We start from the raw sequence: 17,664 nt of genomic DNA, 5'->3' as shown, positions 1-17,664 counted from the left end.
GCGCATCACGGGCGCCCAGAACGGACCCGGCTCGGGCTGCGGCGACTGGACACCGACGGTGGCGGTGCGGAGGTCAAGCGCAAGACCAGCACGATCGATTCCTCGGGATCGGTCGCGATCAGGCGCGCAAATCCGTCTTGTAGTCGGGCCAATTCGTCGCCGAAGGCGGCCGATAACTCATTGAGATCGGCAGCATTCCGCGCATGCAGAAAGACCGGCGACAGCGGCCTGACGGCGAGGCCTTCGCGCTGGGCAACGATCCATACCGCCTCGACCGCCGACCCGCCGCGGGCGTAGTCACGGAGGCGCCCCCCGGTCACGGTGAGCACGGCCAGGGCGGAGCTGGCGAGGACTTCGTCGCGCATCCCGTCGCCCAGCGCGCTACCGGCGTCCCATTCCGCAAGATAAGCCATGACGTCGGCCCGGCGCACGATATCCATCAGCGCCAAGTCGCTGGCGTCGAGTTCGAGCGAGCGCACGTCGATACCGGTGTCGGGGTCGGGGTCTCCGGGCCAGCGCAGTTCCGACACCATCTCCGCGTGCAGATGCGGCGTCAAGTACCGGATGCGGTCGGCCGCGCCGAAAATCGTTGCGGCCCGCGAAAGCTCGTCTCGCCCGGTGAGCAGGTGCAGGCGTGCGCCCTCCCGCTCGGCCGTGACGGTGAGTAACTTGGTCGTCTGATCGTCGAGCGGTTGAGGTGTGCCGCGATGCCGGTTGGTCTCCCGCACGAGCATCGGTTCATAGAGATCGGCCAGGGCCGGGTCGCTGCCGGTTCCGAAGTGCATGGTGGCCCGCAGCGGCGACCCGGCGCCGTCTTCGGATACGGTCACCGGGCCGAGCACCCCGCGGGCGGCGGCGGCGATTCTGACGTTGTACAGCGCCGCGCCCACCGCGACGGCGCTGCCGCGGAAGCCCACGTCCATCGTCGAAGTATGTTCTGTGGCAATGCTTATGGTGAGCTCGGTCGGTTGCGCGTCGATGCGCCACGGCTGACTGTTTCCGCCCGAGGGGGCGCGCATGGCGGCGGCGACAATCGTGTCGTCGACCGCGGGGGCCGCCGGGTCGTCTCCCTTGTCGTTGTCACGCGCAGGGCGATGCTGGGCCGTGTCGACCTCGCGCAGCTGGTCGAGCGCCCAGCCTGTGTCGATGCGGCACCGGCCGGATCGAAGGTGTTCGCCCAGTCCGATTCTGCGGACGGCCTCGGCCAGGGCCGAGGCGCCCACAATGACATCGGATGCCTGCTGCGGCCACGTCGACAGCGACCGGTCGATCTCGATGAGCGATGCGGCGGTGCGCGGCGAGATGTGCTCGGCTTCGTCGTATCGCAGCATGTGCGGGAGCTTGTCCCGGGTACTCATGCCTGCCACCAGCTCGACGTCGAGCCCGTCCAGCAATCCGTGCATGATCGGGCGTTCGGGGTGTTGATCGAAGCGTTCAACATCGACCCGCCCGCGGTCGCTGGTCGCCATCAACACGGGGATACGCCTGTCACGGGCCGCCAGCCGCAAGGCGACCTTCATGTCGAGCGAATCGCATTCTTCGACGGCGATGTCCAGTCCATCCAAGAACGCATCGATGGTGTCTGCGGTGATTCCGGTGTCGAGCACATCCACCGCCAGGTAGGGATCGAGCTCGGCGATCCTGCGCGCCGCCACCTGAGCTTTGTTCAACCCGAGGTCGAACACAGTGGCCGGCACCCGATTCAGATTCGATAGTTCCAAATGATCGAAATCCGCCAGCCGAAGGCGGCCACACAATCCCTGGACCGCCAGGGTGTGCGCGATGACATGCCCGACGCTCAGGCCGGCGACGCCAATGGTCAGCGAGCTGAGCCTGGCCTGTTCCGCAATGGTGATGTTGTTCCTGTTGCGATCAAGTCGTAACGCCCGAAACCCCCGCGGCCCCAACACCGCAACGACGGCGCGCCGCCACGGGTAGTACGCCCACCGGGTTCCCTCGCCGAGGAGGGTTGAATCCGGTGGCGGGTGGAGGCCGCGCAGATTGGCCAGCTGCGCGTCGAGCCGGTCGACGACCTCGACGGTGGGATCGGTTTGAAGTCGGTCCAGTACCAGACGATCGCCGGGCTCTTCGGGGTCGAGAATTTGTGCGCTGTGCGCGGTTACCGTGCGCTCGTCCATGGTGTTTCGTGTATAGCACCTGACCGGCGTGCCGGCCGTCTTAACGCTGCGTTTGGCCGCTCACCGGGCGATGACGTCCTTGTCCTGCAGCTCGGTTTCCTCGACGAATTGCCCGCGCCGTATCAGGCTCGTGACCGCGGCATCCCACCGACGCAGCTGTGGCGCGCTGAAGAACGACTCACCCAGGTAAAGCTCGATGTAGGGATGCAGAATGATGGCGCCGATGCGCAAGATGAGCGGGTTGAGCACCCCCCAATCGGGATCGAGGTCGGGCCGGAGCTTGCCCTGTTGCCCGAACTGATCACCCTGCCCCGCGCTGATACCCACCAGACCGGTGAAGATGACCGAACCCAAGGCGCCACCCTCGGCGAGCGCACGCCCGAGGTAGGACATCACATCGGGACGCGCGACCATCAGCGTGGTCAGCCGCCGCCCTGCCTCGTTGAGATTGTCGGACGGCGGTTCGGGCAGCGTAGCGGGCTCCAAGGCCTCACTCACCGTTTGCAGGACGTATTGATCGACGGCGGCGCTCAGCGCGGCCTTGGTGCGAAAGTGGTGCTGTACCAGCCCAATCGAAACGTCCGCGGTCTCGGCGACCGCGCGCAACGTCGTGGCGGCGATGCCGCGAACGGCAAAGCAGCTCAGCGCGGCGTCGCGAATCCGCTCTTTGGGCGAAGGGTCTGCTGGAGGGGGCGGGTCGTACGGAAACAGCCGGGTGGGTCCCACGGCCGGACAATACACCCGCATCGCGTCACGATACGGAGGTATCGGATAACCATACCTGCGTATCGTCACCGCGCTTACGTGGCCGCGGGCGTCCTCGGCGACGAACGGTGTTCTCGCCCACAAGGTCCCGGGAGGCTACCGCGCCTGCCGCTCGAGATACCGGACCATCTGCTGCCAGTACACCAGAGTCAGCGCCATCTGCACGGCGACCGCGATCAGCGCCGGCCGCAGCCGGTGGCGGCGGGCGGCGAGCACCGCGCCCAACGCGGCGGCCGACGTCGCCGCGCTGACCAACGCCGCCGCATCACGGGGGCGGCGGCTGATCCAGCGCTCCTCGCCCAGCATCGCCCGCGTCGACCATGCGCGGTGATGGGCGGGCGTGCCGAAAACGAACGGGTTCGCGGCCAGCCACAGCGCGATCCACGCCGCGTGGCTCCACCGCCGCGTCCACGCCGGCACCAGGATCAACGGCGTGCTCGCCCACCGGCTCCACGCGCTCCACGGATGGCAGTGCCGCGCGAAGACCGCACGCCGAACGCGCGCAACGGATACCACCGAGCTACCGCATCGCGGTCTTGGAACGTTCGGCCGGAACGACGACCGGGGCGCCGGCGGCCGGGGCGGAGGGCAACGGCGTCCGCGAAATGCCCGGGGTGCCCAGCGCGCCGGCCAGCCAGGGCAGCGCGGCGGCGAACACGCGGTCCGCGAACGGCCAATCGTGCCGGCCGGGCTGCGGAACGACGGCGCAGTCGATTCCGTTCGCGCGGCCGAGCGCGCACAGCGAATAGGCGGCCGCGGTCTGATTGGCGGGGTTGGCGGCCGCCTCGCGTCCGGCCAGACGGATGGCGCCGCTGTCGGTCAGTGTGATGTCCCGGCGCGCCGTCGGCGGACCGTCCGACGAAATCGCGAACCAGCCGGCGACGTCGTGGTACGGCCCATGCCGGGTGATCACCGTGGACGGATCGAAAGCCGCCCAGGCATCGGCGTTTCCGCCGAACAGCCGGGCGATGGTCTGAGCCTTGTTGCCGGCATTGGGGAAGAAGTCGCCGGCGACGTCGACGAACGCGCTGAACATATCGGGATGCATGACGGTCAAGTCCACGGCGCAGGTCCCGCCCATGGACCAGCCCGCCACACCCCAGTTGGACCGGAGCGGGCTGACACCGAACGCCGAAACCATATAGGGCACGACGTCTTTGGTGAGGTGGTCGGCGGCGTTGCCCCGCACCCCGTTGACGCATTCGGTGTCGTTGTTGAAGGCGCCGCCGGAGTCCACGAACACGAACACCGGCGCCTTGCCGCCGTGCGCGGCCGCGAAGTCATCGATCGTCTTGACCGCGTTGCCCGCACGGGTCCAGTCCGCCGGCGTGTTGAACTGCCCGCCGATCATCATCACGGTCGGCAACGGTGGCGGCGGGGACGTGGCGAACCATTCGGGCGGCAGGTACACGAGCTCGCCACGGTGTTTGAAGTGCGACCCGTCCGAGGGGATCGCGACGGGCACCACGGTGCCGTGCGGTGGCCGGATTCGGCTGGCGGCCATCGCGGTAACGGTCGCCTGATCGGTCTGATCGGGCAGCGGGCCGGACGTCAGCTGGCTCCACGCGGACTGGACGGTGGGGAAGTAGCCCACCCACAGGTTGAGCACCAGCGCCGCGCTCAGCAAGCACAGCGGCACGGCCAGCACCCCCGCGCCGCGCCGCCAGCGGCGCGCGCTGCCCCAGCCCAGCACCAGCACCGCCGCCGCCACGCCCGTCAGCGCGATCCACACCCACAGCGCCGTCGGCGCCGGCTCCTCGGAGAGCCCATGGTCGACGACGTACCAGTGGGTCACGTAGGCGGCGGCTCCGCCGCTCAGCGCCGCCACCGGCATCCGCACCGTGCGCCAGCGACGCGACCGCCACCCGACCGCCAACGTCAGCACGACGGCGGCCAGCACCTGGATCGTCGTCGGCACCCAGCCATGCATCAGCGAGGTGTGACTAAGAGCCAGGAACTGCGCGGGCGCACCGTTCGTCGAGGCTGTCACGTGAGTCATTGTGATCTATTGTTTACCGGCCTGGAACATATTTACCTAATGTTCGCCCACTATGGACGCAGTGTTGCTGACCTCGATTAATGGGGTTTGGCCAGCGGGAACGGCAGCGTCTCCCGGATGCTGCGCCCCGTTATGAGCATGACGAGGCGATCGACGCCCATCCCGAGCCCGCCGGTGGGCGGCATCGCGTATTCCATCGCCTGCAGGAAGTCTTCGTCGAGCTCCATCGCCTCGGGATCCCCACCCGCGGCCAACAGCGACTGCTCCTGCAGGCGGCGACGCTGTTCCACCGGATCGGTGAGCTCGCTGTAGGCGGTGGCCAGCTCGACACCCCACGCCACCAGGTCCCACCGTTCGGCGACGCCGGGCTCGCTGCGATGCGGGCGGGTCAGTGGCGACACCGACGTCGGGAAGTCGATATAGAACGTCGGCTCCTCGGTCCGGTCCTCGACCAGATGCTCGTACAGCTCCAGCACCACCGCGCCGGCGTCCCAGTGCGCCCGATACGGAATGTGCGCGGCGTCCGACAGCTTGCGCAGCGCGGGCAGCGGCGTGGCGGGGTCGATGTGCTCGCCGAGCGCTTCGGAGACGGCGTCGTACACGGTCTTGACCGCCCACACGCCGGAGATGTCGACCGGCTCGAGGCCGCCACCGGTGCCCTGGTCGCGTGGGCGCATGACGGCCTGCTCGCCGTGGGCGGCATCGGCGGCGTTCTGGATCAGCTCGCGGCACCCGTCGATCCAGACCTTGTAGTCGGCGTGCGCCTGGTACGCCTCCAGCAGGGTGAACTCCGGGTTGTGGCTGAAGTCCACGCCCTCGTTGCGGAAGGCCCGGCCCAGCTCGAAGACCCGCTCGACGCCGCCGACGCATAACCGCTTGAGGTAGAGCTCCGGCGCGATCCGCAGGAACAGGTCCATGTCGTAGGTGTTGATGTGCGTGACGAACGGCCGGGCGGTGGCTCCGCCGTGGATCTGTTGCAGGATCGGGGTCTCGACTTCGATGAACCCCCTGTCGAACAGCGTCTGCCGGACCGAGCGCAACACCTCGCTGCGTGCCGTGATCAATTCGCGAGACTCGGGATTGACCGCCAGGTCGACGTAGCGGGTCCGCACCCGGGCCTCCGGATCGGTCAGCCCCTTCCACTTGTTGGGCAACGGCCGCAAGCACTTACCGATCATCCGCCAGTCGCCGACGATCAGCGAGCGGGTTCCCTTCTTGGAAAAGCCCATGTGGCCGGAGACCTCGACCAAGTCGCCGAGATCGATTGCCGCCGTGAAGTCGGCCGTTCGCCCGCGCTGCAACTGCGAATTGTCCAGCAGCACTTGCATTTCCCCCGACCAGTCACGCAGGTGGGCGAACAGCACCCCGCCGTAGTCGCGTATTCGCAGTATCCGGCCGGAGACGGTGATCGTCTCCCGGTCGTCCGTGTCGAGCGCCGCGGCGACGGTGTGACTGGGCGGATGGCCCACCGGATACGCGTCGATGCCCTTGCGCCGCAACACCTTCAACTTGGCCAGGCGCACCCGAACCTGCTCGGGCAGCCGGGATCTCGCCTCTTCCTCGTCGGCCGACTCCTGGCGCCTCTGCAGCCCGCTGACGTCCGGCGCGCTCCCGTCGTGGTGCAACAGCCCGGATGCGGCCAGCCGGGCGGGGACGGCCGGGTGGTGACCCGTGTGCGGCTTGCGCCGGCCGAACGGCAGGACGAGGAAGCCCTCGGCCAGCGCCGAGGCGACCCCGACCCGCGGGATCAGGCGGGCGTCCTCGTAGCAGGCATACCGCGGCACCCAGTCGGGCTGGTACTTCATGTTGGAGCGATACAGCGTCTCCAGCTGCCACCACCGCGAGAAGAACAGCAAAAACCCGCGCCACAGCCGCGCGACGGGGCCGGCGCCCAGTTGGGCACCCTGTTCGAAAGCCGAGCGGAACATCGCGAAGTTCAGTGAAATGCGGGTGATGCCAAGGTTTTCCGCGTTGAGTGCGAGGTCGCTGACCATCAGCTCGATGGTGCCGTTGGGGGACTGGGGCGATCGGCGCATCAGGTCCAGGGAGACGCCGGTGGTTCCCCACGGGACCAGCGACAGCATCGCGACGACGGCGCCGTCCCGGTCCAGGGCCTCGACCAGCAGGCAGTCCCCGTCGGCGGGGTCGCCGAGGCGGCCCAGCGCCATCGAAAACCCGCGCTCGGTTTGGGTGTCGCGCCAGGCGTCGGCGCGGGTGATGGTGTCGGCCATCTCGTCGGCGCCGATGTCGCGGTGCCGCCGGATCCGCACGGTCAGGCCGGCCCGGCGGGCGCGGGTCACGGCCTGTCGCACTCCACGCATGTCGGGGCCGGACAGCTTGAAGTCGGCGGTCCGCAGGATGGCCTCGTCGCCGAGCTCCAGCGCGTTCAGGCCGGCTTCGCGATAAGTCCGCGCCCCCTGGGTGCTGGCGCCCATGACCCCGGGCGCCCAGCCGTAGGTTTGGCACAGACCCAGCCAGGCGTCGGCGGCCTGGGACCACGCCCGGGGATCGCCGATCGGGTCGCCGCTGGCCAGGCAGACGCCGACCTCGACCCGGTAGGTGATGGCGGCGCGCCCGCTCTGGGCGAAAACCACCGACTTGTCGCGGCGGGTGGCGAAGTAGCCCAGGGAGTCGTTCTTGCCGTACAGCTCTAGCAGCCCGCGGATGGCCGATTCGTCCTCGCCGGTGAGCGCGTTCTCCGCGCGCTGCGATTGAAAGAGCACGATCGTCGCCATGATCAGCGCGAGCGCGCCGAACAGACCGAAGATCGCGTTGAGGAACACGTGCGGCCGGCCGGTGAACAGGTCCGGATCGGCGAGCGCGAATCCGACCACCCGGTTGGCCACGTAGGGCAGGCGATCCGGGCGGGCCAGCGTTCCGGGGAACAACTCGACCAGGCCCCAGGACACCAAGATCCCCACCACATCGCCGGCCACCAGCACGCCGGCCGCCTTGACCAGCGCGCCCCGGCGGACCTTGGCCCAGAACTCCCGATAGGCCAACACCAGCAGGACGATCGCGACGATGTGCAGGGCGAACCCGAGATTCTCGCCCAAGATCTCGGCGGCGGTGTTGTCCCCGGCGGCGATATCGGCGGCGTTCAGGCCGGCGGCGAGAATCATGTTGCCCAGCAACAGCAGCCAGGCGATCCGCTTGCGCGCGGTCAGGGCCGCGGCCAGCAAGGCCAACACGAACGACCACGCGATGCTGGTGTCGGGGAAGTTGAACAGATAGTCGTTGATGAACTCGCGCGGAACCTTGATCAGGTAACGGATCAGGGGGGACACACTGCCCAGCAGCGACACGGTGGCGATGACACCCACGGTCCATCCGGCCGCCGCGGGCACCCAGCGATACCGCGAGTTCGATCGGCTACGGGGCCCCAAGTGCGGCCCCGAACGGGGGCCTGAACGAGGAGAAGCGAGTGTCACAGACCGCGAGGATATGCCCTCAATCCGTGAAAAGCTTGCCGAAGCGCTAAGAGTGGCGGGCGCGAGTTTGCACGCGTTTTTCGGGGCCGGTCGGTGGCCGGCGCGGCGCCGCCGACCGGCCGAAGTGCTAAAAGGCACCTCAAGGCTGCTAAACTGACGCCTGCGACCATCCCGGCGAACGCCAGGAACAGTTAAGTGGAGTCCCACTCCCACCGCGAACCGACGAGATCCCTGTGCGGATCTGCGGAAGGTTCGACGGTCCGGTCACAGGCAGCGCGTATGCCTGTTCCGCGTCCAGCGCGGGCGGCTCGAGTAGCCCTCGGCCGCGATCGGTCGGCATTGGGCCCTGCTTGTGCAGGGCTTTTTTGCTCGTGGTGTGGTGTTTCCACCGCTGCTTCCCGACGAACCCAGGTAACGGTCGTCACCGCAGGACATAGAGAAGCCCAACAAGGGAGGCCCCATCAGCACTGAGACCCGCGTCAACGAGCGCATCCGCGTACCTGAAGTCCGATTGATTGGCCCAGGGGGAGAGCAGGTAGGCATAGTGCGCATCGAAGACGCACTGCGCGTCGCTGCGGACGCCGATCTCGACCTTGTCGAAGTTGCCCCGAACGCCAGGCCGCCGGTCTGCAAGATCATGGACTACGGCAAGTTCAAATACGAAGCGGCGCAAAAGGCGCGCGAATCCCGCCGCAACCAGCAGCAGACCGTCGTCAAGGAACAAAAGCTGCGACCCAAGATCGACGATCACGACTACGAGACCAAAAAGGGCCACGTCATCCGCTTCCTGGAGGCGGGATCGAAGGTGAAGGTCACGATCATGTTCCGCGGACGTGAGCAGTCGCGGCCCGAGCTGGGCTATCGGTTGCTGCAGCGCCTGGGCGCGGACGTCGCCGAATACGGTTTCGTGGAGACGTCGGCCAAGCAGGACGGCCGCAACATGACGATGGTGCTGGCGCCGCACCGCGGCGCGAAGACCCGCGCCAGGGCGCGGCACCCCGAAGAGGTGGGGGGCGGAGCGGCACCGGATTCCGACGCCGCCGACGCCGAACCGTCGTCGAACTGACCTAGTCGAACTGACCTAACAGCGAGAACCGAGCGAGAACCAGAGGAAACATGCCCAAAGCCAAGACCCATAGCGGGGCGTCAAAGCGCTTCCGGCGCACCGGAACCGGCAAGATCGTCCGGCAGAAGGCCAACCGCCGGCACCTGCTCGAGCACAAGCCGACGAAACGGACCCGGCGGCTCGACGGCCGCACAGTGGTGGCCGCCAACGACGCCCAGCGGATCAATCGGCTGCTGAACGGCTGATCACCGCGCCGGCCAGACCCGCATCGCGAGCTGGCACGGCGAACCCATTTATCGACCCACTACGCATGAACGAGAGTAGGAACATCCAATGGCACGCGTGAAGCGGGCGGTCAACGCCCACAAGAAGAGGCGCAGCATCCTTAAGGCCTCGAAGGGCTATCGCGGCCAGCGATCCCGGCTCTACCGCAAAGCCAAAGAGCAGCAGCTGCATTCGCTGCAGTACGCCTATCGCGACCGCCGCGCGCGCAAGGGCGAGTTCCGCAAGCTGTGGATCTCGCGGATCAACGCGGCGGCGCGCGCCAACGACATCACGTACAACCGGCTGATCCAGGGCCTCAAGGCCGCCGGCGTGGAGGTGGACCGCAAGAACCTGGCCGACATCGCGGTCGCGGACCCGGCCGCCTTCACCGCGCTGGTCGACATCGCCCGCGCGGCGCTGCCCGAGGACGTCAACGCCCCCTCGGATTCGGGAGAAGCCGCTTAACCGGCCCGACCGAAGATGCCCGACCGGCAGGTGCTGACCGAGCGTTCGGCCAGGGTCGCCGCGGCGGTCAAGCTGCATCGCCACGTCGGCCGCCGTCGGGCGGGGCGTTTCCTCGCCGAAGGCCCGAACCTGGTCGAGGCGGCCGCGCGTCGCGGTCTGGTCCGCGACGTCTTTGTCACCGAGGTCGCGCAGCAGCGCCATGCGTCGTCGCTGGCGGGCCTGGACTGCCCGGTTCACCCGGTCACCGAGCGCGCCGCGAAGGCGCTCTCCGACACGGTCACCCCGGCGGGGCTGGTCGCGGTGTGCGACATGCCGGCGACCCGCCTCGACGACGTGCTGGCGGGCGCGCCGCAGCTGGTCGCGGTGGCCGTCGAGATCGGCGAGCCCGGCAATGCCGGCACCCTGATCCGCCTCGCGGACGCGATGGGCGCGGCGGGCGTGATCCTCGGCGGCCGCAGCGTCGATCCGTACAACGGCAAATGCCTGCGCGCCTCGGCCGGCAGCATCTTCTGCGTCCCTGTCGTCGTCGCGCCGGACGCCCTCGCCGCCGTGGACGCGGTGCGCGCCGCGGGCCTGCAGGCGCTCGCCACCACCGTGGACGGTGAGCGACGGCTGGACGAGGCCGGCGAACTGCTGGGCAGGCCGACGGCGTGGCTGTTCGGGCCCGAATCCCACGGCCTGCCAAGCGAAATCGCGTCGGTGGCCGACCACCGGCTGCGCATCCCGATGTCCGGCGGCGCCGAGAGCCTGAATGTGGCGTCGGCCGCGGCCATCTGCCTGTACCAGAGCGCGCGGGCCCTGAAGCTGCCTACGCGGCCTTGACCGCGCGCTTCGGGCGGCCCCGCCCGGCGCGCAGGCCGGCCAGCGACAACGTCGTGTGCACCAGCGATCCGGCCCGCTCCAGCAGCGCCCGGGCGGGTTGCAGGGCTGGGTCGAACGGCAACTTGGGCGGCGGCGGGAAGTAGTGCATCGGCAGCCCGCGGCGATCGCGCGGCGGCGCCATGAACGGCGGGGCCTCGACCAGCGGCGCGTCGCTGGGCAGCCGTCCCTCGGCGCGGCGGTAGGCGGCCAGCGCGCGCGGGTGCAGCCGGATCTCGTCGGGCACCGCCAGGAACGCGAGTTCGACGATCTTGCCGAACAATCGCAGCAACACCTCGTCACCCGGAGTCCAACGCATACCGGCCTTTTCGCGGACCGCGGGCTCGAACAGCCCGGCCGCGATCCAGCGCTGCCCGGCCACCAGCGGTTTGAAGATCTGGTCCCAGATCGGGGTCGGCATCAACACGAACCTGGGTTTGGGAATGCGGATGTCGAAGATGTCGAGGACCGCCTGGTTGATCTCCAGCTCCTCGCGACCGACCCGCTCCCAGTACTCCTGGAATTCGTCCCACGACCCGGGCACCGGCCGCATGCTCATCCCATACATCCGGTACCACTGCACGTGCTCGTCGAACAGCTGCCGCTTCTCGGCCTCGGTCAGGCCGCCGCAGAAGTACTCGGCCACCTTGACGATCAGCATGAAGAACGTGGCGTGCGCCCAGTAGAAGGTGTCGGGGTCGAGCGCGTGATAGCGGCGGCCCTCGGCGTCGACGCCCTTGATCGTGCGGTGGTAGCCCTTGATCTGCTGCCCGGTCTGGGCCGCGCGGTCGCCGTCGTAGACCACGCCCATGATCGGGTAGACGGACCGGGCCACCCGCTGCAGCGGCTCGCGCAGCAGGATCGAATGCTCCTCGACGGCGGCGCCCAGTTCCGGGTACATGTTCTGGATCGCACCGATCCACACGCCCATCATTCCGGTGCGCAGATCGCCAAAATACTTCCAGGTCAAAGAATCTGGTCCGAGCGGATCAGCGGGGGTAGTCGATCTGGCAGTCATCGCGGCCTCCTGCACCGATTGGCCTCACGATAACTTTTGACAACGAGTGTTGTCTACGATTTCGGTGATGTGTCCCTGCAGCTGTTATCGAGGTTCCACACCGGTGTGCCGCCACCGTGACCAGGCGGTGAAGTGCGACTTGTGACACACCCGCCGGGGCCGTCGTTGCCTGCCTCTGACGAAACCAAATAACCTGGCCAGGTGGAACTCGCGCGTCGCGATCTGAAGCCGGGCGAGCCCGACGAACCCCGCGCGGCGCACTCCGCTTCGCGGCGCACGCCGCTGTCGGTGCACAACGCGACCCAATGGCTGCACGGCCGCAATCACAGCCCCGGGGCGGTCGCCCTGGTCCGGCGGGCACGCCGGCTGTTGCCGGGGGACCCCGAGTTCGGCGATCCGTTGTCCACGGCCGGCGACGGCGGTCCGCGTGCCGCGGCGCGCGCGGCCGACCGGCTGCTGGGGGACCGCGACGCGGTGTCGCGTGAGGTCAGCCTCGGGGTGCTGCAGGTGTGGCAGGCGCTGACCGAAGGCGTTTCCCGCCGGCCGGCCAATCCCGAGGTGACGTTGGTCTTCACCGACCTGGTCGGCTTTTCGACGTGGTCCCTGCGGGCCGGCGACGACGCGGCGCTGGCGCTGTTGCGTCAGGTGGCGCGGGCCCTCGAGCCGCCGCTGCTCGACGCCGGCGGGCACATCGTCAAACGCATGGGTGACGGCCTCATGGCCGTGTTCGGCGATCCGACCGTCGCCCTGCGGGCCGTGTTGGCCGCCAAGGAGGCGGTCGGATCGGTCGAGGTGGAGGGCTACACACCGCGGATGCGCGTGGGGATCCACACCGGACGACCGCAGCGGCTGGCCTCGGATTGGCTCGGCGTGGATGTGAATATCGCCGCACGAGTTATGGAACGGGCCACCAAAGGTGGAATCATGGTGTCGAGTTCAACGTTGGATCTCATACCGCAAAGCGAGTTGGACGCGTTGGGCGTCGAGGCCAAGCGGACCCGCAAACCGGTTTTCGGGCCCAAGCCCGCCGGCATGCCCGCCGATTTGGCGATATATCGCCTCAAGACTTTTAGGGAGTTGTCAGGCTCTGATGACACAGCCGAAACAAAACCGCAGCCATAATGAGTGCCAATGATTGGGGGCATCGTGTCCCGGCTCGCCCGGGTCCAATTCACCGTGGGGTATGCGGCGCTGCTGCTTGCGATCAGCTGCGCCATCCTGGTGCTCGGCCCGGACGCACATGACGTCATCGTCGCGCGCGCCAGCACCAACCTGCACAACCTGGCCCACGGGCACCTCGGCACGCTGCTGGGCAGCGCGCTGGTCGTCGACGCCGGGCCGCTCTACTTCTGGCTGCCCTTCCTGACCTGCCTGCTGGCGCTGGCGGAGCTGCATTTGCGCACCATCCGGCTGGTGGTGGCATTTCTCGTTGGCCACATCGGCGCGACGCTGCTGGTGGCCGCCGCCCTGGCCGGGGCGGTCGAATTCGGCTGGCTGCCCGTATCGATCACCCGGGCGAGTGACGTCGGGATGAGCTACGGCGCGCTGGCGGTGCTCGGCGCGATGACGGCGGTGATCCCGTCGCGCTGGCGGGCCGCCTGGGTCGGCTGGTGGGTGGCGGCGGGCATCGCTTCGGCGATCGTCGGCGGCGACTTCACCGACGCCGGCCACACCGTCGCGGTGATCCTGGGCGTGCTCGTGTCGGCGCGGTTCCGGCAGCCGATCCACTGGACACCGGCCCGGTACCTGATGCTGGCGGCTTCCTCGGGCTTCGGTTTCCTGATGCTGGCGCACCACTGGGGGACCATGGCGGCGACGCCGGTGTTCGGTCTCCTCGGCGCCGTGGTCGCCTATGCGGGGGCGAGGTACGTCACCGGCCGCGGCCTGCCGGTCGCGCCGCTGGACGGCGACGACACGCTGCCCGGTCCGGCGCCGGCCGTCGCCGGCTGAGTCCCGCCGCGCCACTGCCCAGCGCCCGCCGGGCGCCGCGGATCCGATCACTATGATCAGCAGTCGTCCCGTGCCGCGCGGAATGCACCATCGATGCGGGCAGCCCTAACAGCTTCGTCAGCAAGGAGAGTGTCGCCGCGTGGGTGAGCAACCCGTCGACCTGTCGCCCGAAGCGTTGACCGCGGCGGTCAACGCCGCGCGGCAGGCCTTCACCCGGGCCGACGACCTCGACGCGCTGGCGCGCGCCAAGACCGAGCACCTCGGCGACCGCTCACCGCTGGCGCTGGCGCGCCAGGCGCTGGGGAGCGTTGCCAAAGACCAACGCGCCGATGCCGGCAAGCGGGTCAACGCCGCGCGGGGCGAGGCCCAGCAGGGGTACGACGAACGCCTCGCGGCCCTGCGCGCCGAACGCGACGCCGCCGTGCTCGTCGCCGAGCGCATCGACGTCACGTTGCCGTCGACGCGACAGCCGGCCGGGGCGCGGCACCCGATCACGATCCTCGCCGAACACGTCGCCGACACCTTCATCGCCATGGGTTGGGAAGTGGTCGACGGCCCCGAGGTCGAAAGCGAACAGTTCAACTTCGACGCGCTCAACTTTCCCGCCGACCACCCCGCGCGCAGCGAGCAGGACACCTTCTACATCGCGCCCGAGGATTCTCGGCAGCTGCTGCGCACCCACACCTCGCCGGTGCAGGTGCGCACGCTGCTGGCCCGCGAGTTGCCCGTCTACATCGTCTCGATAGGCCGCACGTTCCGCACCGACGAGCTCGACGCCACCCACACCCCGGTCTTCCACCAGGTCGAGGGCCTGGCGGTGGACCGCGGCCTGTCCATGGCGCACCTGCGGGGCACGCTGGATGCGTTCGCGCGCGCCGAGTTCGGCCCGGAGGCGCGGACCCGCATCCGCCCGCACTTCTTTCCGTTCACCGAGCCGTCCGCCGAGGTCGACGTGTGGTTCGTCGGCAAGAAGGGCGGCCCGGGCTGGGTGGAGTGGGGCGGCTGCGGGATGGTGCATCCAAACGTGTTGCGGGCGGCCGGAATTGACCCCGAGGAATACTCCGGCTTCGCGTTCGGCATGGGCCTGGAACGAACGCTGCAGTTCCGCAACGGGATTCCGGACATGCGCGACATGGTCGAGGGCGACGTCCGGTTCTCGCTGCCGTTCGGGGTGGGTGCCTGATGCGCGTTCCGTACAGCTGGCTGCGCGAGGTCGTGAACGTCGGCGCGCCGGGCTGGGACGTGGCCCCCGCCGAGCTGGAGCAGGCGCTGGTGGACATCGGCCACGAGGTCGAAGAGGTTCTCGCCCTCGGCCCGGTCGAGGGCCCGCTGACGGTGGGCCGCGTCACCGACATCGAGGAACTCACCGGTTTCAAGAAGCCGATCCGGTTCTGCCGCGTCGACGTCGGCGAGGATCAAGACCGCGAGATCGTTTGCGGCGCAACCAACTTCGCGGCCGGTGACCTCGTGGTGGCGGCGCTGCCGGGCGCCACGCTGCCCGGCGGATTCGCCATCGCCGCGCGTAAGACCTACGGCCGCACCTCGGAGGGAATGATCTGCTCGGCGGCCGAACTCGGTTTGGGCGCCGACCATTCCGGGATTCTGGTGCTGCCGCCGGGCACCGCCGAACCCGGAGCCGACGGCCACGCCGTGCTGGGACTCGACGACGTGATCTTCCACCTGGCCATCACCCCCGACCGCGGTTACGGCATGTCGCTGCGGGGCCTGGCGCGCGAGGTCGCCTGCGCCTACGACCTGGACTTCGTCGACCCCGCGGACGTCAAGCCGTTGCCGGCCAACGGGGAGGCCTGGCCGCTGACGGTGCAGCCCGACACCGGCGTGCGGCGGTTCGCGCTGCGCCCGGTCACCGGCATCGAGCCGGCGGCCGTGTCACCGTGGTGGCTGCAGCGCCGCCTGCTGCTCTCGGGCATCCGCCCCACCTCGCCGGCCGTCGACGTCACGAACTACGTGATGCTCGAGCTGGGCCACCCCCTGCACGCCCACGACCGCAACCGCATCAACGGCGGCTTCGGCGTGCGCTGCGCCCGTCCCGGCGAGACCGTCGTCACCCTCGACGACATCGAACGCAAACTGGAACCGGCCGACGTCCTGATCGTCGACGACACGGCGACCACGGCGATCGGCGGCGTGATGGGCGCGGCGAGCACCGAGGTGCGCGCCGATTCCACCGACGTGCTGCTCGAGGCCGCGGTCTGGGATCCCGCCGCGGTGTCGCGCACCCAGCGCAGATTGCACCTGCCCAGTGAGGCCGCTCGCCGCTACGAGCGGGGCGTGGATCCGGCCATTTCCGTTGCCGCGCTGGACCGCTGCGCCACGCTGCTCGCCGAGATCGCCGGCGGCGCGGTGTCCGACACGCTGACCGATTGGCGGGGTGACCCGCCCCGCGACGACTGGGCCGGGTCGCCGATCGACATCGCCGCCGACCTGCCCGGCCGCATCGCCGGCGCGGCCTACGCCCCCGGCACGGCCGCCAAGCGGCTGTCCCAAATCGGTGCCGCGGTCGCCGAACACGGCGACACGCTGACGGTCACCCCACCCAGCTGGCGGCCCGACCTGCTGCAGCCCGCCGACCTCGTCGAGGAGGTGCTGCGGCTCGAGGGCCTGGAGGTCATCCCCTCGGTGCTGCCGTCGGCGCCGGCCGGCCGCGGGCTGTCCGCCGTGCAACAGCGCCGCCGCGCCATCGGCAGATCGCTGGCCCAGTCCGGGTACGTCGAGATCCTGCCGACGCCCTTTTTGCCCGCCGGGGTGTTCGACCTGTGGGGGCTGCCGCCCGACGATCCGCGGCGCGTCACGACCGACGTGCTCAACCCGCTGGAGGCCGACCGCCCGCACCTGGCCACCACCCTGCTGCCGGCGCTGCTGGAAGCCTTGGTGCGCAACGTATCCCGCGGTTTGGTCGACGTTTCACTCTATGCCCTTGCCCAGGTGGTGCAGCCGACAGCAGAGACCCGCGGCGTGACGCCGATCCCCGTCGACCGGCGGCCCACCGACGCCGAGATCGCCACGCTCGACGCGTCGTTGCCGCGCCAACCCCAGCACGTCGCCGCGGTGCTGACCGGCCTGCGGGAAGCGCGCGGCCCCTGGGGGCCGGGCCGGCGCGCCGAGGCCGCCGACGCGTTCGAGGCGGTGCGCATCATCGCCCGCGCCGCCGGCATCGACGTGCGGTTGCGGGCGGCGCAGCAGCTGCCGTGGCACCCGGGCCGGTGCGCCGAGGTGCTCGTGGGCGACACGACGGTCGGCTACGCGGGCCAGCTGCACCCGGCCGTGACCGAGCGCTCCGGGCTGCCCAAGGGCACCTGCGCCCTCGAGCTCGATCTCGACGCCGTGCCCCTCGTCGCGGCGCTGCCCGCGCCCCGGGTGTCTCCGTTCCCGGCGGTCTTCCAGGACGTCAGCCTGGTGGTGTCGGCGGACGTACCGGCTCAGGCGGTGGCCGACGCCGTGCGCGAAGGCGCGGGCGAGCTGCTGGAAGACCTGCAGCTGTTCGACGTTTTCACCGGCCCGCAGATCGGGGAGGACCGCAAGTCGCTGACCTTCGCGCTGCGGTTCCGGGCGCCGGATCGCACGCTGACCGAGGACGACGCGACCGCGGCCCGCGAGGCCGCCGTGCGCCGGGCCGCCGAGTCGGTCGGCGCCGAGCTCCGCGCCTGATGGAATGGATTTGCAAACTACTGCATAACCATGCAAAATCG

At 69.4% G+C, this 17,664-nt stretch carries 14 protein-coding genes; 8 read left to right on the top strand and 6 right to left on the bottom strand.

The genetic code is table 11. The features are described from left to right. Nucleotides 1-5: 5 nt before the first annotated feature. From W7U_RS10330 to lysX, 5 genes are all read right to left on the bottom strand, one after another. Nucleotides 6-2,138: an Rv1355c family protein gene (locus tag W7U_RS10330; RefSeq protein ID WP_008257641.1), complete on the bottom strand. Its 2,133-nt coding sequence runs from the start codon at nt 2,136-2,138 to the stop codon at nt 6-8. 60 nt (nt 2,139-2,198) lie between these two features. Continuing rightward, nucleotides 2,199-2,864, bottom strand: a complete 666-nt coding sequence (locus tag W7U_RS10325; protein WP_036429259.1) for a helix-turn-helix domain-containing protein — start codon at nt 2,862-2,864, stop codon at nt 2,199-2,201. A 135-nt stretch (nt 2,865-2,999) separates the two neighbouring features. After that, nucleotides 3,000-3,419 carry a DUF6653 family protein gene (locus W7U_RS10320; protein ID WP_170320571.1) on the bottom strand — a complete coding sequence of 140 codons (420 nt, stop codon included), beginning with the start codon at nt 3,417-3,419 and terminating at the stop codon, nt 3,000-3,002. A 4-nt stretch (nt 3,420-3,423) separates the two neighbouring features. Beyond that, nucleotides 3,424-4,902 carry an alpha/beta hydrolase-fold protein gene (locus tag W7U_RS10315; RefSeq protein WP_176476829.1) on the bottom strand — a complete coding sequence of 493 codons (1,479 nt, stop codon included), beginning with the start codon at nt 4,900-4,902 and terminating at the stop codon, nt 3,424-3,426. A gap of 77 nt (nt 4,903-4,979) precedes the next feature. Beyond that, nucleotides 4,980-8,288, bottom strand: a complete 3,309-nt coding sequence (lysX, locus tag W7U_RS10310; protein WP_081614493.1) for a bifunctional lysylphosphatidylglycerol synthetase/lysine--tRNA ligase LysX — start codon at nt 8,286-8,288, stop codon at nt 4,980-4,982. 505 nt (nt 8,289-8,793) lie between these two features. Between lysX and infC the strand changes: the two genes are divergently transcribed. The 4 genes from infC (at nt 8,794) to W7U_RS10290 (ending at nt 10,950) form a co-directional block, all read left to right on the top strand. Then, entirely contained in the window at nt 8,794-9,399 is a 606-nt protein-coding gene (gene infC / locus W7U_RS10305) for a translation initiation factor IF-3 (RefSeq protein WP_072501342.1), read from the top strand. Between the two features lie 50 nt (nt 9,400-9,449). Continuing rightward, nucleotides 9,450-9,644, top strand: coding sequence for a 50S ribosomal protein L35 (rpmI, locus tag W7U_RS10300; RefSeq protein ID WP_008257635.1), 195 nt, complete (start codon nt 9,450-9,452; stop codon nt 9,642-9,644). 88 nt (nt 9,645-9,732) lie between these two features. After that, nucleotides 9,733-10,128 (top strand): 50S ribosomal protein L20, encoded by a 396-nt coding sequence (rplT, locus tag W7U_RS10295; protein WP_008257634.1) that lies wholly within the window; start codon nt 9,733-9,735, stop codon nt 10,126-10,128. Nucleotides 10,129-10,158: 30 nt separating this feature from the next. After that, a complete protein-coding gene (locus W7U_RS10290) occupies nt 10,159-10,950 on the top strand; it encodes an RNA methyltransferase (RefSeq protein ID WP_085976850.1) in 792 nt (263 codons plus the stop codon). Here the strand turns inward: W7U_RS10290 and W7U_RS10285 are convergent. Further along, nucleotides 10,937-12,004 (bottom strand): oxygenase MpaB family protein, encoded by a 1,068-nt coding sequence (locus W7U_RS10285; protein ID WP_008257632.1) that lies wholly within the window; start codon nt 12,002-12,004, stop codon nt 10,937-10,939. The two genes, W7U_RS10290 and W7U_RS10285, sit on opposite strands and share 14 nt — an antisense overlap. Before the next feature lie 201 nt (nt 12,005-12,205). On the opposite strand from W7U_RS10285, the gene W7U_RS10280 reads away from it, so the two are divergent. The 4 genes from W7U_RS10280 (at nt 12,206) to pheT (ending at nt 17,623) form a co-directional block, all read left to right on the top strand. Then, on the top strand, nt 12,206-13,126 hold the full coding sequence (locus W7U_RS10280) for an adenylate/guanylate cyclase domain-containing protein (RefSeq protein ID WP_008257631.1): 921 nt from the start codon (nt 12,206-12,208) through the stop codon (nt 13,124-13,126). A gap of 9 nt (nt 13,127-13,135) precedes the next feature. Then, a complete protein-coding gene (locus tag W7U_RS10275; RefSeq protein ID WP_008257630.1) occupies nt 13,136-13,954 on the top strand; it encodes a rhomboid-like protein in 819 nt (272 codons plus the stop codon). Between the two features lie 139 nt (nt 13,955-14,093). Then, entirely contained in the window at nt 14,094-15,137 is a 1,044-nt protein-coding gene (pheS, locus tag W7U_RS10270) for a phenylalanine--tRNA ligase subunit alpha (protein WP_008257629.1), read from the top strand. Next, a complete protein-coding gene (pheT, locus tag W7U_RS10265) occupies nt 15,137-17,623 on the top strand; it encodes a phenylalanine--tRNA ligase subunit beta (protein WP_008257628.1) in 2,487 nt (828 codons plus the stop codon). Before pheS ends, pheT begins: the two co-directional genes overlap by 1 nt. Nucleotides 17,624-17,664: the final 41 nt, after the last annotated feature.

Source organism: Mycobacterium sp. H4Y (assembly GCF_000364405.1).
Taxonomy (GTDB): Bacteria; Actinomycetota; Actinomycetes; order Mycobacteriales; family Mycobacteriaceae; genus Mycobacterium; species Mycobacterium intracellulare.
Note: the sequence above shows the minus strand (reverse complement) of the source record. Positions and strands in the feature narration are given on the sequence as shown.

Excerpts from the sequence above, each read along its gene's own strand:
- W7U_RS10275 (WP_008257630.1), top strand. The coding sequence starts at position 13,136 with ATGATTGGGGGCATCGTGTCCCGGCTCGCCCGGGTCCAATTCACCGTG.
- W7U_RS10330 (WP_008257641.1), bottom strand. The coding sequence starts at position 2,138 with ATGGACGAGCGCACGGTAACCGCGCACAGCGCACAAATTCTCGACCCC.
- W7U_RS10315 (WP_176476829.1), bottom strand. The coding sequence starts at position 4,902 with ATGACTCACGTGACAGCCTCGACGAACGGTGCGCCCGCGCAGTTCCTG.
- rpmI (WP_008257635.1), top strand. The coding sequence starts at position 9,450 with ATGCCCAAAGCCAAGACCCATAGCGGGGCGTCAAAGCGCTTCCGGCGC.
- rplT (WP_008257634.1), top strand. The coding sequence starts at position 9,733 with ATGGCACGCGTGAAGCGGGCGGTCAACGCCCACAAGAAGAGGCGCAGC.
- W7U_RS10285 (WP_008257632.1), bottom strand. The coding sequence starts at position 12,004 with ATGACTGCCAGATCGACTACCCCCGCTGATCCGCTCGGACCAGATTCT.
- pheT (WP_008257628.1), top strand. The coding sequence starts at position 15,137 with ATGCGCGTTCCGTACAGCTGGCTGCGCGAGGTCGTGAACGTCGGCGCG.